13 protein-coding genes are annotated in these 16,834 nt (G+C 66.1%); 4 read left to right on the top strand and 9 right to left on the bottom strand.

Annotation, left to right across the window (positions count from 1 at the left end):
• Positions 1-59: 59 nt before the first annotated feature.
• The 4 genes from ABD050_RS15565 (at position 60) to ABD050_RS15550 (ending at position 4,448) form a co-directional block, all read left to right on the top strand.
• Positions 60-572 (top strand): RNA polymerase sigma factor, encoded by a 513-nt coding sequence (locus ABD050_RS15565; protein ID WP_343890374.1) that lies wholly within the window; start codon positions 60-62, stop codon positions 570-572.
• 81 nt (positions 573-653) lie between these two features.
• Positions 654-1,601, top strand: coding sequence for a FecR family protein (locus ABD050_RS15560; protein WP_343890373.1), 948 nt, complete (start codon positions 654-656; stop codon positions 1,599-1,601).
• On the top strand, positions 1,555-3,864 hold the full coding sequence (locus ABD050_RS15555; RefSeq protein WP_343890372.1) for a TonB-dependent receptor: 2,310 nt from the start codon (positions 1,555-1,557) through the stop codon (positions 3,862-3,864). The genes ABD050_RS15560 and ABD050_RS15555 overlap by 47 nt, the downstream gene beginning before the upstream one ends.
• Before the next feature lie 200 nt (positions 3,865-4,064).
• Positions 4,065-4,448 carry a histidine kinase gene (locus tag ABD050_RS15550; protein ID WP_343890371.1) on the top strand — a complete coding sequence of 128 codons (384 nt, stop codon included), beginning with the start codon at positions 4,065-4,067 and terminating at the stop codon, positions 4,446-4,448.
• 180 nt (positions 4,449-4,628) lie between these two features.
• Here ABD050_RS15550 and ABD050_RS15545 read toward each other — a convergent pair whose 3' ends face one another.
• The 9 genes from ABD050_RS15545 to ABD050_RS15505 form a co-directional block, all read right to left on the bottom strand.
• A complete protein-coding gene (locus tag ABD050_RS15545) occupies positions 4,629-5,738 on the bottom strand; it encodes an AI-2E family transporter (RefSeq protein ID WP_425542468.1) in 1,110 nt (369 codons plus the stop codon).
• Between the two features lie 8 nt (positions 5,739-5,746).
• The gene (locus tag ABD050_RS15540) at positions 5,747-8,314 is read right to left on the bottom strand and encodes a cation-translocating P-type ATPase (protein ID WP_343890369.1); all 2,568 of its coding nucleotides are present in this window, start codon (positions 8,312-8,314) and stop codon (positions 5,747-5,749) included.
• Positions 8,307-9,029, bottom strand: coding sequence for a cytochrome c3 family protein (locus ABD050_RS15535; protein ID WP_343890368.1), 723 nt, complete (start codon positions 9,027-9,029; stop codon positions 8,307-8,309). The genes ABD050_RS15540 and ABD050_RS15535 overlap by 8 nt, the downstream gene beginning before the upstream one ends.
• The gene (locus tag ABD050_RS15530; RefSeq protein WP_343890366.1) at positions 9,029-9,616 is read right to left on the bottom strand and encodes a hypothetical protein; all 588 of its coding nucleotides are present in this window, start codon (positions 9,614-9,616) and stop codon (positions 9,029-9,031) included. The genes ABD050_RS15535 and ABD050_RS15530 overlap by 1 nt, the downstream gene beginning before the upstream one ends.
• Positions 9,613-10,839, bottom strand: a complete 1,227-nt coding sequence (locus tag ABD050_RS15525; RefSeq protein WP_343890364.1) for a 2Fe-2S iron-sulfur cluster-binding protein — start codon at positions 10,837-10,839, stop codon at positions 9,613-9,615. The genes ABD050_RS15530 and ABD050_RS15525 overlap by 4 nt, the downstream gene beginning before the upstream one ends.
• 55 nt (positions 10,840-10,894) lie before the next feature.
• Positions 10,895-11,596: a VIT1/CCC1 transporter family protein gene (locus ABD050_RS15520; RefSeq protein ID WP_343890363.1), complete on the bottom strand. Its 702-nt coding sequence runs from the start codon at positions 11,594-11,596 to the stop codon at positions 10,895-10,897.
• 466 nt (positions 11,597-12,062) lie between these two features.
• Positions 12,063-16,199, bottom strand: coding sequence for a protein NO VEIN domain-containing protein (locus ABD050_RS15515; protein WP_343890362.1), 4,137 nt, complete (start codon positions 16,197-16,199; stop codon positions 12,063-12,065).
• A 193-nt stretch (positions 16,200-16,392) separates the two neighbouring features.
• Positions 16,393-16,614, bottom strand: coding sequence for a helix-turn-helix transcriptional regulator (locus tag ABD050_RS15510; protein ID WP_343890361.1), 222 nt, complete (start codon positions 16,612-16,614; stop codon positions 16,393-16,395).
• Complete coding sequence (locus ABD050_RS15505) at positions 16,611-16,829, bottom strand: DUF2274 domain-containing protein (RefSeq protein WP_343890360.1); 219 nt, start codon at positions 16,827-16,829, stop codon at positions 16,611-16,613. Before ABD050_RS15505 ends, ABD050_RS15510 begins: the two co-directional genes overlap by 4 nt.
• Between the last annotated feature and the right edge of the window lie 5 nt (positions 16,830-16,834).

Genomic DNA, 16,834 nt, shown 5'->3' with positions numbered 1-16,834 from the left:
ACCCGTTATCGGCGTGCTCGACCGACCGGAGAGAAATCGTCGCGTACGAGGGTGAACAGATGGATGGCGAAGGGCTGGGCCGGGTGCTCGCGGAGAACCGCGCGCGCCTGATCCGCTTCTTCACCAGCCGCACCGGGAACGTCGACGAGGCGGAGGACGTCGTCCAGGAAATCTGGCTCCATGTGCAACGCACCGGGAGCGGGCCGATCGCGAACCCGCTCAGCTATCTCCACCGCGTCGGCATGAACCTCGTGATCGATCGGCTGCGCGGCGGGCGGCGGCGCACGGCGCGCGACACCGCCTGGGCCGAGGCGACCACGACGCTTGCTGGCGACGAAGCAGTCGACGAGACGCCTTCAGCCTTCGACCGGCTCGCCGGCCGCGAAGAGGCGGCCCGCGTGGCGACGGCGATCGCAGCGCTGCCGCCCGGCGCGCGGCGGGTCTTCACCTGGCACAGGCTCGAAGGCCGTCCGCACTCGGCGATCGCGGCCGAACTCGGCATCTCGCGCAGCGCGGTGGAAAAGCATATCGCCGTCGCGCTCAGGCATTTGCGGGCGACGCTCGATGATTGATCGCGCCGGCGCACTGGGGCGGCGACGGGGTCGCGGCGTCTTCTCGTCAAGGCGGGGGCATCCGCCGGAGGCAGGGATGCAATGACACAGGGAAACAGGCCAGATCCGTTCGAAGAGGCTGCCGGCTGGCACGCCCGGCTCGACGCGCCCGAGATGGATTGGGAGGCGTTCGGCGCGTGGCTCGACGCGCGGCCGGCGAACCGCGCCGCCTATGACCGGATTGCGATGCTCGATGCCGATATCGCCGCCGCCGCCCCAGCGATCGCCGTGCGCCTCCCCGCAAACGACGAACCGGAAGCCATCGCCCTTCCCCGCCGGCCGATCCTGTGGCTCGCCGGCGCCGGCGCGGCCGCGATGCTGGCGGTCGCGCTCGCCTTGCCGTCAATGATCACTCACCCCGCAGCGCCGCGCGACATCGCCACCCGGGCCGACGAGACCCGAAACCTGAAGCTTGCCGACGGCAGCAGCATCCGCATCGACCGCGCGTCGCGGCTGCGGGTGACCGAGGGCGCGTCGCCGGTCGTCGAGATCGCGCAGGGCACCGCCAATTTCAGCGTCCGCCACGATCCCGCCCGCAGCTTCATCGTCCGCGCCGGCGGTTATGAGGTGCGCGACGTCGGCACCCGGTTCGACGTCTCGTCTTCCAATGAGTCAGTCGTCGTCGCCGTTGCCGAGGGTGCGGTGAGCGTCGCCCGTTCGGGCCAGGACGACGGCGTCGCGGTGACGGCCGGCCAGCGGCTCGACCTCGCCGCGGGCGCTGCGCGGCGCAGCCGGGTCGATCCGGCGACGGTGGGCAGCTGGAGCTCGGGCCGGCTGGTATACGACAATGCGCCGCTCGCGCTGGTTGCCGGCGACATATCCCGCTATGCGGGCGCCCGGCTGGTCGTCGATCCCTCGGCGGCCGGCATGCGGTTTTCGGGAGTCTTGACCATTGGCGACGGATCGCATCTCGTCGACCAGGTTCAGAAACTCCTCCCGGTTCGTGCGCGCCGCGCTGGCGGCCTTGTTCATCTCGAGCGCGCTGGCTGAACCCGCCGCGGCGCACGGCCAGCGCACCAGCATCGACCTGCCCGAAGGAACGCTCGCCACCACGCTGCCCGCGCTCGCCCGCCAGGCCGGCATCACGATCGGCATGGCCGGCCGGCTGCCGGCGGTCCGCACCCCGGCAATCCACGCCCGGATCGACGTCGCCACCGCGCTGCGCCGGCTGCTCCGCGACAGCGGCTACCGTGCCGTCCAGGTCGATCCGGTGACCTGGCGGATCGAGCCCGCCCCCCACGCCCGCGCCAGGCCGGCCACCCGCGCCGCCGAGCCCGGCGCGATCGAGACGCCCGATATCATCGTCACGGCGAGCAAGCGCGGCGAGCGGCTGAGCGACCTGCCGCTGTCGATCAGCCTGCTGCCCGGCGATGTCGCCGGCCAGCCGGCCATCCGCCGCGGCCTTTCCGACCTGCTGACCCGAACCGAGAGCGTCTCCTCGACCAATCTCGGCCCGGGCCGCGACCGGCTGTTCCTGCGCGGCGTCTCGGACAGCCCCTTCAACGGCCCGACCCAGGCGACCGTCAGCCTGTTTCTCGACAATGCGCGGATCAGCTACGCCTCGCCCGATCCCGATCTCAAGCTCGTCGATATCGATCATGTCGAGGTCCTGCGCGGGCCGCAGGGCACGCTCTACGGCGCTGGGGCGCTCGGCGGCATCGTCAGGATCGTGACGGCGCAGCCCGATCTCGCCCGCTGGTCGGGCAGCGCCGCGACCGAGATTTCCACCGTCGCGCATGGCGGGCAAGGCTATTCGATCGAGGGCACCGTGAATGCCCCGATCGTGACCGGCAGGCTCGCCCTCCGTGCCTCGGCGTGGAGCGAGACCATGCCCGGCTGGATCGACGATACGGAACGGAACCTGCGCGACGTCAACCGCTCGCGCCGCAGGGGCGCGCGCGCCGCGCTCGCATGGCGGGTCTCCGATGACTGGACAATCACGCTCTCCGGCGTCGGCCAGGGGCTCGACACGCGCGACAGCCAATATGCGACCTCGGGCCTCACCCGCGCCACCGCGCTCGCCGAGCCGGTCGACAATGATTTCGCCGCCGTCACTGCCGATATCAGGGGCGCGATCGCCGGGCTCGACGTGCAATCGACCTCTTCCTTCGTCCGCCACGAATTCGATGACCGCTACGATGCCTCGGTCCTCGCCGCCACGCTCGGCCTGGCGGCGCCGCTCGCCGCGCAGGAGCGGCACCGGCTGGTGATGAAGGGCCAGGAAGTCCGCATCAGTGATCCGGCGGCGTCTCATCCCTGGGTCGTGGGCCTTTCGCTGCTCGACGCCGGCACCTCGACCGGCATCGGCTTCGAGCCAGCGGGCGCACCGGCGATCCCCATCCGCAGCCGGCTCGACGAGACTTTCGAGGCAGCGCTCTATGCCGAGGGCACGCAGCGTCTTTCGCCTGCGCTCGACTTCAAGCTTGGCCTGCGCGGCTTCGTCTCGACCAGCCATCACGAGCTCGATTCGACCAGCGAGCCGCTCGCCACCAAGGCAGGGCTCACGCCGAGCGCCTCGCTGGTCTGGCACGCCGGGCCTCATGCCTTGCTCTGGCTGCGTTATGCGAGTGCGATCCGCCCCGGCGGACTCGTCGCCGACAGTGGACCGACCAGCCCGGCGATCCACTCCGACGAGCTGAAAAGCATCGAGCTCGGCTGGCGCCTCACCGCGCTGGACGGTGACCTTCAATTCCATGGCGCGATATTCGGCTATCTGTGGAATCACGTGCAGAGCGACAGGCTGCTCGACCTGGGGCTGATCGCTGCCGCCAATGTCGGCGACGCGGCCAATCTCGGCCTCGAATTCGGCGGCCGCGTCGGCGGCGAGAGGCTCCATCTCGATCTCGGCGTCACCGCCCAGCATGCCCGGCTGTCAGCCCCCGAGGCGGTGCTAGGCGGATTGGACGATCGCCGGCTGCCGGTCGTCCCGGACCTCGCCGGCCATGCCCAGCTCGCCGGAACCATCATGGTCGCGCGCCATCAGGTCTCGCCCTATGCCGCGCTGCGTTACACCGGGGCGATGCGGCTGAGCTTCGATCCGGCGCTTGATCGGCGCGCGGGTGATTATGTGACAGCGGATGCCGGCATCGCCATCGCCTTCGGCCGACAGCGGCTCTCGATCGACGTGACCAACCTGTTCGACGGCCATGCCGACAGCTTCGGCTTCGGCAATCCCTTCACTCTGGCGCTTGTCGGCCAGCATACCCCGGAACGGCCTCGGGCGATTTCAGTGCGGATGGGGACGAGGTTCTAGGCCGGGGACGTTGTCCTGCATCCCGGCTCGGGATCCATCGCCATGTCGCGCTCGTGGTTGAGCGAAAAACGTCATCGCCCGGCGCGGAAATGAGCCTGCCGGTCGTATATGAACGTAACACGACAGCGCGTTCAGCATCGCTCTAGGGGGCCTTTCGTAATGAGCAATCGCAGTCAAGTCCCCATTGGTCAGGAGTGATTATGCGTAGGATCTGGAGTGTCGTGGCGCTGGGCGCGTCCCTCATCGCAAGTGGTTCTGCCAACGCCCAGAGTTGGGGCGTCTATATCGGAACGGGCGGCGGGTATCCCCTCTACAACCGTTACTATGACGATGATGATCGGCTGGCGCGGGTCATCTGTTCGGGGCAGCGTGCCCATCTGCTCGAAGATCGTCTTCGCCACGAAGTTGCCGAAGACGAGATCGACGACGATGATGCCGATCGCATCCACAACGCGATCGATCGCCTCGAAGACAGGCAACGGCACGAGTGCGCCGAGGGAGATCGCAGGGCGATCGGTGACATAGCGATCCGCTATGATCGCATCGCCCGGTGGATCGACAGCGAAGCCCATCGCGACTGGTAGGCGGGCGATGAAGTCCCGCTGAAGAGGCGCTCGCGGCAGCAGCGGGAGGTTCGCTGAGACCGACCTGCCTTGAGCAGGCAGTGATCGGGCGTGTCCCAATAGTCCGAACGCTGTCGCGCCTTTTTCAGCTCGCCATCGGGCGCGCCGGAGGCGACCCGCGGCGTCAGCTCGAGGTCGACATTATGGTGCGTTGTCGGGCCGATCCACGGGATCCTGCCCGATTGCGTCAACCGCCGCTGGTTGCGGATAGGCGTCGCCAAAAATGTCCCACACCACCATGAACAGGGCGGCGATGACGGGGCCAATCACGAAACCGTTGAACCCCATCAGCTCGAAGCCGCCCAGCGTGGCAACCAGGACGACATAATCAGGCATGCGGGCATCGTGCCCGACCAGGATCGGGCGTACGATATTGTCGACGCTGCTGATGACGAAGAAGCCGCACCCGCCAAGCACCGCCCCCTGCCAGATCGCACCGGTCGCCAGCAGATAGATCGTCACCGGAACCCAGATCAGTCCGGTGCCGATGGCGGGGAAAAGCGAGAAGACGCCCATCGCCACGCCCCAGAGCAGCGCGCCCGGGATTCCCAAGGCCCAGAAAACGAGGCCACCGGTCGCCCCCTGGAGAATCGCGACGATCAGGCTGCCCTTGATCGTCGCGCGGATGACGGCGACGAACTTCGCGACCAGCATCGTGCGATGATCCAGGGTCAGCGGAATGGCGCGCTCGACCCGCGCCGCCACGGCGTGGCCGTCCCGCAGCAGGAAGAAGGTGAGATAGAGCATCACGCCCAGCGCGAGAAAGAAGCCGAACGCTCCCTGGCCGATGCTCAGCACACGCGACGCGACCGCCTGGAAGCTGCTCGCAAAGCCGTGGCTTATTTTGGCGCGCAGGCCGCCAACATCGCCAAGGCCGATATCCGCGAGCCAGCTTCTGGCCCAATCCGGCAGATGCGCCTGCGCCTCGACGAAGACCCGTCCGAAATCGATCTCACCGCTTCGCACCCGGGCATAGAAGTCGCCCGCCTCGTGCAGCAGCGCTGCGCCGAGCAGCATTGCCGGCACCACGACGACGACGGTGATGATGACCAATGTGATCAGCGCCGCACCGTTGCGATGCCGCGGCATCGCGGCAAGCAGGCGCGTGTTGAGCGGTTCAAACAGCACCGCGGCAATCACCGCCCAGAGGATCGCGCCCGAAAAGGGCGCCACAAGCCAGAAGAAAGCGAGCGTTGCGACGGTGACCAGCACCAGCAGGAAGACACGCGCCAGCGTCATGGTGGATAGCATAGCCTGGCTCACGACGCCGCGACCAGGCCGCGCGGCGCGGTCGGCGAGACGCGCGCCGTCAACCGCCGGACCACGGGCTTGCAGGCTTCGAGCAGCAGCATGAGCATGACTCCCAGGCCGATCGCCAACGCCATGTCGCTCCAGGCGATCGACCCGAATCTTAACAGGGCCTGCGCCGAAGGCAGGAATAGAATCAATGCAGTTACCGCAGCAATGGCAGCAGCGACATAGCGCAATGCGGCATTGTGACGAATGATCGCCTCGCCGAGAGCGGCGCTGAACGACCGGTTGACCAGGATCAGGGCGACGATCTCGGCGATCAGCGCGAAGAAGGTCAGCGCGCGGAGCTCGATCTCCGGCATCCCGGACCAGCTCTCCACCAGAAAGACCGTCGCCAGCATCGCGAAGGCGAGCCCTCCCTGAAACACGCTCCAGGCGATCATCGGCAGCGAGAACAGGGCCTCTGACGGATCGCGGGGGCGACGCCGCATGATGTCGTCCTCTTCGCGCTCAGCTTCGAATACCAAAGCACAGACCGGGTCGATCACCATTTCGAGCAAGGCGATATGGATCGGGCCGAACAGGATCGGCAGGCCGAAGAACAAAGGCAGGAGCGCCAGCCCCGCGATCGGCACATGGACCGCGAAGATGAAGGCCATTGCCTTGCGGATATTGTCGTAGATACGCCGCCCGAGCCGGACCGACTGCACGATCGAGCCGAAATCGTCCTCGAGCAGCACGATGGCGGAAGCCTCGCGCGCGACATCGGTGCCGCGCTTGCCCATGGCCACGCCGATATGCGCCGCCTTGAGCGATGGCGCGTCGTTGACGCCATCGCCGGTCATCGCGACGATCTCGCCATCGGCCTTGAACGCCTGGACGATGCGCAACTTCTGTTCCGGCATGATCCGGGCGAACACGGTGACTGCCTTCAATCGCTCGGCAAGCTGGGTATCATCGAGCGAGGCCAGATCAGTGCCGGTCAGCACGTCGCCCTCGGCGATCCCCGCCTGGGTCGCGATCGAGCGCGCCGTGGCGGCATAGTCGCCGGTGATCATGACGACACGGATGCCGGCGCTGCGGCATTCAGCGACCGCCCCGGGCACGCTGGCGCGGATCGGATCAGCCAGTCCGACCAGCCCGGTCAGCGCATAATCATAATCCTGTTGCGATTGAGCCCAGGCCCGGTCGCGCGGCGCCGCCGTCGCAACCGCGAGCACGCGGATGCCGCGCACCGCCATCGCCTCGACGGCGTCGGTCATCGCGGCGAACTCGTGCGCAGGCAAATGGCACAGGCTGGCGATCGCCTCCGGCGCGCCCTTGGCCGAAATGGTCAGCGTGTCGCCATCGTCCCAGATATTCGACATCGCCAGCAGATCGGGACGCAGTGCATAGGCATGCGCCAGCGCGCTCGTTGATGGCGCAATGGCGGGGACCGCGCTGCGCGCGCCGTGAAGCGCAATCTCCATCGGGTCGGTGGGCTCGGCCGCGCTGGCGAGCGCCGCCGTCTCGATCAGGCCGTGATAGGCTTCAGGAACGCTTACCTCCGGCTGAACCATATGCGTCTCGCCCGACGGCAGCCACAGCGCAACGACCGACATGCGGTTCTCGGTCAGCGTGCCGGTCTTGTCGGTGCACAGCACGGTCGCCGAACCGAGCGTCTCGATCGCCGCCGCGCGCCGGGTGAGCACCCCTACCTTGCCGATCCGCCACGCCCCCATCGCGAGGAATACGGTCAGGACGACGGGAAATTCTTCGGGCAGCATCGACATGCCGATTGCGATGCCGGCCAGCACCGCCTCGATCCAGCCGCCCCGCAACAACCCGAACAGCAGCACCACGAGCAGCGCGACCGCGCCGCCGCCGGCTGCGCACCAGGTAACGATCCGCGTCGTTTCGCGGCGCAGGCGGGGGGCTTCGGCGTCGAGTGTCGCGAGCGATTGGCCGATCCGGCCGATTTCGCTGCGTGGTCCCGTCGCCAGCACGCGGGCGATGCCGCTCCCTCGCGTGACCAGCGAGCCCGAATAGACATAAGGCTGGCCCTCGCCACCGGGCCGGCGGTCGTGTTCGGCCCCATCCTGGATGGCCACAGCCTTGCCGACCGGCAGCGATTCTCCCGTCAGCAGCGATTCGTCGGCCTGAAGGTCCGCCGCCTCGACCAGCACCGCGTCGGCGGCGATCCGATCCCCCTGTTCGAGCACGAGCAGGTCGTCGCGCACGACCTCGCGCCCCGCGATGCGAAGACGCGCGCCGTCGCGGATGACCAGCGCGCGCGGCGCCGACAGGTCGCGCAGCGCCTCGAGCACATGCTCGGTGCGGGATTCCTGGACCACGGTGACGACGACGGAGAAGGTCGCGAAGGCGAGCAGGATCAGCGCCTCGGTCGTGTCCCCGAGCAGGAGATAGGCGACCCCGCCGGCCAGCAGCAGCGCCAGCATCGGCTCGCGCAACACCTCGATCGCGATGCGCAGGACGGATCGTTGTCCGGCGCGCGGCAACTCATTGGGTCCGTCCGCTTCCAGTCGCGCGCGCGCCGCATCGGCGGTCAGGCCGCCTGATCGGCTCCCGTCAGTCATCGTCCCGCCCGTCCCCTTCGCGTTCGTCGCCTTCGCCCGAGCCACTGCGATGGCAGCGTGCGCAATTCTCGATATCGCGGATGCCTTCCTCCGCATGCTTGGCCCGGATCCGGTCGGGCTGATGTTCGTGGCAACTGTAGCAGGTATAGCGGGAAAGATTGCCGCCGACATGACAGGTTGAGCAGCTTCTATCGTGCGGTCCGGTCAACGCGAAGAAGCGCGCATGGTCGAAGCGCGCCGGTTTCCATCCCTTTTGCGTGTGGCACTGCGCGCAGTTGCTGCCGGCCTGGGCATGGAGTGCGGTCGGCGGCGCGCGGTGACACGCGGCGCACCGGTCGCGCACCTCGGGCCGCAGCAACTCATGGGCGAAGCTTTGCCTCGGGGTCTTCACCAGATGCGGAGCGCTATGGTCGCTATGACACGCCATGCAGTTGGGCTGGGAGAGCGCTTGGTGGAAGGCGATACCATGCCGGGCGGCGCCAAGCGGCACGCCCTTGGTCGTGCGGATACCGATATCCGCCACCTTGTGGCAGGCGGTACAGCGATCCGCCGACACGCCCCTGAACGGAGCATGGCATGCAAAGCAGTCGCGCCTGATCTCCGCGTGCGCAGGGATCAGCGGGCCGGGTGCGACCATCAGGTGCGGCAAGGCAAAGGCAAGAGCGATCAGCCCGCACAGATTGACGGCGATCAGGATCAGTCCCCAGCGGCGCATCATTTCCAGCCCCAGAACAGGAAGATCGCAATGATGTGGGCCAGCGCCAGAACCGTGAAAGCCAGCGTGATCGGCAGATGGACGACGCGCCATTGCTTGACGGCGTCGAAGGTCAGGCTGTCCCAATGGGTCAGTTCTTCCACCTCCTCGGGCGACATGCCCTGCGCCCGCAATCCTGCCCGGGTCGCGTCGAGCCGCTTGCGCGAGCGTCCGAGCAGGAACTTGCCGGTGAGCCCGCTGGCGACGTTGATCAGCATCGCCCAGACCGCCAGCCAGGCGAGGATCGCGTTGAAATGGATGCCGGCATGGACGAGGATCAGCAGCGACCCGGCCCAGGCGAGGCGTTCGTGCCAGCGCAGCAGGCTGGCCGGCTTTCCCGATCTGATCAGCTTGTGCTTGCGCAGCGAATAGCCCGACGACGCGATGATCAGCAGCACGCCGGGAATGCCGAGATAGCGTCCGATCCAGACCGCGCCCGAGAGGTGCAGCAGCGCGTCGAGCGCCAGTGCGGCGCCGCCGAGAGCGGCGAGCGAGAGGTAGAAGGGGATGACCTCCCGGCTCAACAGGCTTGCGCGCGCCCCGTTCACGCGTCGAGCTCCAGATCGCCGATCGGCGTGCCGACACAGAGCAGGCAGCGTCCCGCGGCGATATCGAACGACGGTCTTTGGAGGTAGCGCACTTCGCCTGCGCTGATCGTCGTTTCGCAGGTTCCGCAGCTGCCCGAACGACAGCCGGACTCGATATCGATTCCGTGGCGCTCGGCGAAATCGAGCAGGTTGGTCTCCTCGCCGGTCCAGCTGAGCGTCCTCCCCGACCGGGAAAAGCGCACCGTCAGCGGCTGGTCGAGCGGCATGGCCGAGACCGCTTCGGCGGAGGCGAGCGATGCCGGACCGAACGCCTCGTATCGCACCGCATCATGTGCCCCCGCCCAGGCGCGCAAGGCCGGCACCAGACTCGCCATCATCGGCGGCGGCCCGCAGACGTAGAAATGGTGGCCGCCGTTCGGCAGGGTGCGCTTGAGCAGGGCGACGTCGATGAAGCCCGTCGTCTGACAATTCGGCGCCTCAACTTCACCCGGCGCCGGGTTGCTCAGGACAATCGTTACGTGAAAGTTGGGATGCTGGGCGCGCATCGCGTCGATCGCCGCCTCGAACACCAGCTCGCGGCTGTCGCGTACCCCGTAGAAGAGGTGGATCTCACGATCAGGCTGTTTTGCGAGTGCCTCTCGCGCCATGGCGAACAGCGGCGTGATGCCGACGCCACCGGCGATCAGGACTGCGGGAACGCCCGGCTCGCCATCGAGAACGAAGGAGCCTGCAGGCGCGCGCAGCTGCACGATCGAGCCGGGAACGACGTGGTCGTGAAAGTGGCCGGAGACAAGGCCGGGCGGGAGATCATGCCGGTCGGCGGGCGGCGGGATGCGCTTGATCGTGACACGATAGGCTTGCCGGTCATGGCAATCGGACAGCGAATAGCAGCGCGTGACCGGCCGGATAATGCCTTGCGCGTCGCATAGCTCGAGCTGGACGGTCAGGAACTGCCCGGCCCGATACGGAGGCAGAGGCCGGCCGTCGACCGGTTCGAGATAGAAGGAGCATTGGCTGAGCGCATCGTCTTCATAGTCGCGGCGAAGGACGCGAAAGGCGCGAAGACCGGCCCAGGCGGCCGTGCTTGCCGCATCGCGACGGCGATTGGCCGCAGTGCCCTGCCCCGATGTCGAGCCTTTGCGATGAATCGCGACGGCAATGGCCAGCACCACCTGGGCCAGCAGGGCCGCGGATATATAGCCGAGAAGCGCGAGTGCCGTCACTCGCGCTGGCGCCTGGGCAGCGTCGCGACGATCCCACCGGCGTAGCGCGACGGCTTCATACTGCCGTCCCGACCAGCCGTCCGATCCCGGCGGTGAGCGCCATCGCCAGCGCGCCCCAGAAGGTGACGCGCCATGTCGCTGTCCACACCGGTGCACCGCCGGCGCGCGCGCCGATGCCGCCGAGCAGGGCAAGAAACAGCAGAGATGCAATCGCTTCGATCGGCACCAGCCACGCGCCGGGGGCTAAGATCACGATCGCCAGCGGCAAGGCGGCGCCGGCCGAAAAAGTGGCGGCGGAGGTGAGCGCGGCCTGGATCGGCCGCGCCGTCGTCATCTCCGAAATGCCGAGTTCGTCACGAGCATGCGCGGCGAGCGCGTCCCTCGCCATCAACTGGCGGGCGACGGTGTCGGCGGTCGCCGGATCGACCCCGCGTTTGACATAGATGCCTGCCAGCTCGCTTATTTCGGCATCGACATTTCCGGCCAGCTCGCTGCGCTCGCGCGCGAGATCGGCCTGTTCGGTATCCGACTGGGAACTGACCGAGACATATTCGCCGGCCGCCATCGACATGGCTCCGGCAACAAGGCCCGCGGCGCCGGCAACGAGGATATCAGCCGGCTTCGCGGCCGCCGCCGCGACGCCGATGATCAGGCTGGCGGTCGAAACGATGCCATCATTGGCGCCTAGCACCGCGGCGCGCAGCCAGCCGATCCGCGAGACGAGATGACGTTCGCGATGGAGGTGAAGCCTTGTCATGGTCACGTCCGCCCTTCGCAGCCTCGCCACCGCCCCGTTCGCCAACCGCGGCGTACGAACCAAGGCCGAAGGCTAAGAGGCCGATCGTCGCCGCTCCATAAGTAATTCCCCCCATCGCGATCGCGACGAGCGGATAGCCGAGTTTGCGGTCGGCTGGGCGCGGGGCATGTCGCGATGATGGTTGGTGTTTGCGGGAGCCCCAAAAAGGGCGGGAATGGCGGAGCGGGAGGGATTCGAACTCAGGCGCTAAGCAATTGATTTATCGCGAGCCTGTTTCGGTCTTTCTCGCCGCGTACCATGAAAAGTACCATGCCGACTTTTCCGCCCGAAATCAGCCCTTTGCAGGCACAGTTCGGCGGAGGGTCTGTCTATCGAACCCACGATACGTTGGCAAGTTCTCAACGGTCCGCAGCGGGCTACGGTTTCGACCAATCCCCAAGTGCTTCGCTTAAATCCTGAGCCCCAATCAACGGGATTCGACGAAGGCTCGCAGTGAGGAGATTTCCAGCCGGATCGTCGGGGTGAGTAAGAGGCCAGCCGGATTGTCGAAGCATTTAGCGACCGGCGAAGTGCCGCCGACGTCGTAGACCCGCCATAGCTGATAGCGCGGGCCTTCGCGCAACGCCTTTTCGAACTCGGCGATGCTCCAATCGAACCGACCATCGCTGCCCGTAGTCGATTTGACTTCGATCCAAATCGGGCCACCATCGGGTCCAATCGAAAGAATGTCGTGGTCCGCGCCGGGATTGGCTTGGGAAACCCAAACGACGCGCGATTCCGGGTCGTCATAGCCCAGTGCCCGCACACGCTCGATCTCCTGGCGATGAATGAGCGCTTCACCCTGGAGCCCCACGGCCCGATCACGCGCCATCTCCAGCGGTGTCCGTGGCGTGAAGACTGTGCTGCTGCGCCAACCGCTGCTGGATCCGCTATTCTGCGAAGCCGGCGGGGCCTGCCCAGTAGGTGCAGTGACCACGAGGCGGACTGCGGCCAAAGCAGGCAGTGCTGGGGGTATCGCGACTGACGGGGCGGGCGCTGAGATAGCCGGAGCGGGCTGAGGCGGTGCGGGTGGTTGCGGCGCCACCGGAGACGGCGGAGTGATGCGAACCGACGATATGAGGCTCTGAGTGATCTGTTCGCGAGTGATCTCGGCCTCATCTGGCTCGGGTTCGTCCGCATAGTTCCAGGCCATCGGGCGAATACCGAGCCGCCGCAGGTAGGCCAGGAGTTCGGCAGGCCTTTCCAGCTGTAATAGTGGGAGCAGGCTCGACGCGAGCGTCCGGACGTCGGCAAGGCGCGTGGCGCCGACAAGTCGTGCCAGTTCGAGCGCCAGCACAAGATCATATTCCGACTTATACTGCGTGGGACGCAGAAAGAGGGTGCCATCCTCAATGGCGGAATCCGACGGCACGCTGACCCGGCGCCCAAGCTGGTAAGTTCGCTCAAGGTCGGTTGTGAAGGCGATTCTCTCGATCGCCAGCAGGCGACGGCGGACAAGATTGGTCCGCGCCGGTTCGAAATCCTTACTCCCCTTCTGATGCGCGTAGGCAAGCTCGGTCAGGGCCTGCGCGAGGTCGGCGCGATGCAGCTGCTCGAGCGCTTTTGAAGCCGTCTTTTCGCGAAACCAGTTCGGCGCGCCTGCCGGTGTGCCGATAACGATCCGACCCTCGCCGCACCGGTCGCTCAACGGCTGGATGCCGAGGCGCCGGAAGATGATCCGGCTCATTTCATCGCCGTCCGCGAAAGCGATACCAGCTTTTGCGTCGACGAGTGCATCGGCGAGTTCGGGAAAGTCGTTCTCAAGGAAGCGGCCGGCTCGTAGCTCGTCCAGGCTATGAAGTGTGCTGTGCATGCTCAACAGGCAGAGCTTGGTCGAAGCGAGATCCGATGGCAGGCCCGTAATGGCGAGCGAGCGATAGGCCTCGCGGATCAGCGCCCGGTCTGTAGCGGAAACCGAGCCCTGCGAGGCAGACGCTCGACTGTCCACCCAAGCAAAGAAAGCCAGCCATTGATGCGCTTTCGGCGACGCGTTGGCGCCGAGCGCCAGATAGGCCTCCGCGACGGCGCTCCCAGAAGTGCGAACAACCGGAATCGACTCCTGCAGACAGCGTGGGGGACGGAAGGCCACCAGCGTCGCATGCGGGGTCACAAAGCCGCCGTCGACATACAGAATGCGTTCGTCAGCTAGGCTGTTGGGCACCTTGCGATCCGCACGGAGCGCATCCACCAGAGCGGGATAGAGCTGTTCGGGGACCGGCGGCGGCTGTGAAGCCTCGCGCGCGCGTTCGATGACCTCGATCAGCATCGCCGAACCGGGGCGAGTTGGACAAGACAAGCGGCGGTAGAGCGGCTTGTCTTCAACCAACAGCTCCTCGGCCGAAAGACAGGTGAGATTGACGGCGGTGGGTAAATGCGCGCGCCGCGGAGCTGCGAGGCCGCCCGCCCGGGTACTGAGGAAGCCAATCGCGGATAGGGCCGCTACGACCTTCGGGACAAGCAACGCCGTCTGACGCCGCAGCAAATCCTCAAACGCCTCGGCAAGCTGCGGCTCCTCCGCCACGACTGCTGCGAGCACGACGAGGTCCTCGCCAATGACTTTACGCCGGATTGCCAGCCGTTCGAGCAGCCCGGCGCGCTGGCGCACCTGCGATGCCGGCGCACGCACTACGCGGCCGAGCAGCTTGGCATCGCGAGGAGGCAGGATCCCTAAGCTGTCCGGGCGCGCCCATGCGCCCTTGTCGTCTTTGATCACCGGGCTTTTGCGAATCACGCCGACCAGGCGTGAGCTGAGCTTGGTGTCGGGTTGGAGCAGGTGCCGATAAAGCGCGTCCCGCTCGGTATTAGTGATGGTTCCCACGTCGGCGCGGCTGGCCGCCTCCTCGATCCAGCGGCTCAGGTCAAATGGTCGACAGTAGCGCGATACGGCATGATCGTCGTAGAGGATCGGGTGCAACCTAGTTTCATGTGGCTCGGGACAGGCCTCCCACATGTCGGGGCTGACCCGCACCAGGTTCTCAGCCGCCGCAATTCCGCCGGTCGCCGTCAGCGTCGAGCGCGTCTCGCGCAAATCTCGACGATTCTCCGTTGAAAGCTTCTTGAGAAGAGTCAGGGCGCCTGCCGTGCGATGTTGCTCCTCCGGATTGAGGGCGAGCCCGGGATAGCCGGGATAGTGATAATTGGCTTCGCCCGCGCTGATCTTGGTCTGGATGCCGCCGTCCTTCTCACCGCCGCAGCGCAGGCGGACCAGCGAATTGGCGGTGAAACTCTTCGCGCCGCACTGGATCGCGAGCTTTGCGATCGCCGCGTCGGCCGAGAGATCGCCATGGAGATAGGCACTGGCGCTCACATGGCCCTTGAGCGCCGGATGATCAGGCACAACCAAGCCCTTGGCGAGGCTTTGCTGACCTTCGGCATTCGGCCAGCAGGCCGAGTCCTTCAGCCGCGCCATCACGAGGTCGGCGAGCGTTCCCTCTTCTTGACCCTGGCGGAGGACCAAATCGTAAGCGGGGCGGCCAAACCGCCCGAACCAGTCGGCGCCGATAAGATCTGCGACGAGGGTAGCGACCTCGTCGTTCAACCAGATGTTCCAATCGTCAGGGATCAACCGCGTGCGTTCGGCATCAAGATGGAAGGGTGCCGAAGCGCTTATCGCGCACCCGGTGCGGGCCTGCCCTGCCTGAAGTGGATAATAGCAGTGCCCGATACGGTCGGTGACGGGCTTGCCTCCCTTTAGCGGTATCGAGATGGCGACGCGAAGCTGCTCGCCCGATCGGAAATAATCGGGGAAATCGAGCTTGGCATGATCGGCCGGGATGTCGACAAGCCGCGAGAATTCGAGCTCTTCGTGATCCTGCCGGCTTCGAACCGATCCAGGCCCCCGGGCCTGCATCCGCCCAACGCGGCGTACCACGCTGATGCCCTCGACCGGACTGCGGCCGGCTTCGGCCATCTGGTTCCAGTTGAGGCGTCGATCTTGGCGTTCGGATGATATCGTGAGTGCCTGGATGCCTCCACGCCGCCCGGGCAAAGCTAGCTTCACGAGCGTGGGAAATAAGACTCGCTCGATCTCCTCAAGGTCAGCCGCTTCACGTTGGGGCGTGAATGGTACGAACCGTCGCAGGGGTGCGGTTCGGTAGGGGACCTGAATCAAAATGCCCTTGCGGCCCCTGCGCGCGGGATCGGGCTGGCGCCCCGCAGTGAAAGTCAGAAGGTCGAGGATTGCCATTCTGCCAGCCGAACGGACATGAATTTTGTCACCGAAGCGAAAGAGCGATCGCATGCCCAGGTTCTTGGAGCCGATGCTGCTTTCCTTCGGGGTGATGATCTCGCCCGATCCGTCCCCCAGAACCTCGCCCGTCCCGATCAGGACCGACAATCGTCCCCAGCCCTTTGCCGGGATATCGCGGCCAGTGCCTGTGATCTCGAGCGTCGTATCTGTGAAGCGAATCCCGATCTCAGATCCGTTCGCATCGAACTCGTTCTGGACGAGTTCACGCAAGACGTCGGACGCTCCGTGCGCCAACACGAACTCATCGATCTGGCTTGATCCGACCCGCTGGCGCATGTCGGCGGTGACCGGGGGGATGTCGAAGGTTTCCACCATTGCACCTCGGGCGCGAGGCCGTTTCTGTTTGGTCTCGCGTGCCATCGGGTGCCTATCGGATTGGGCGGTTGCAGAATGATACGTAGAACGCTGTCTGACTAGACGTATCGCGGGTGTTACGACCAACTAGAGGCCGCCGAATCCGGGAAGGTCAAGCCTCGTTGTCGGCTTGAGAGACAAACAGCAGCGCTCTCTATATCTTTCTCTTTTTGCCCTCGAACCCGTCTTTCACATCGTTGATCCAGGCCATGATCTCCCGGTCGCTCCAGCGCGACGCAAATGGCGAAAGCTTATATGGCGCTGGAAACCTTCCTTCCTGGATCAGACGATAGATCATCGTCTTGCCAAGACCGACGCGCCGCTTGACCTCGTCGAGCTTGACGAATCGATCTGGGATCTCCGTCTCGTCGCTCATTTTGCGGCCGGGCGGCTGCGAACGAAATTGCGATCGCTCTCAAGGAACGCCGCCAACATGGCTGGCACAAGTTCGGTGACCGATTCCTCCCGCCCATACGTTTCCGCGTAAAGTGCCGCGTACTGCTGCAGCATCTGGTGCAAATCCGGGGTGACGGTGATCGCTAGCTTGACCGGAGTCCTGTCCGGCAACCTTGCCAGTTTCAGTTCGGGCATGACCT

It is taken from the genome of Sphingomonas oligophenolica, assembly GCF_039522915.1.
Classification (GTDB): Bacteria; Pseudomonadota; Alphaproteobacteria; order Sphingomonadales; family Sphingomonadaceae; genus Sphingomonas; species Sphingomonas oligophenolica.
This window is presented reverse-complemented; position numbering and strand designations above follow the sequence as displayed.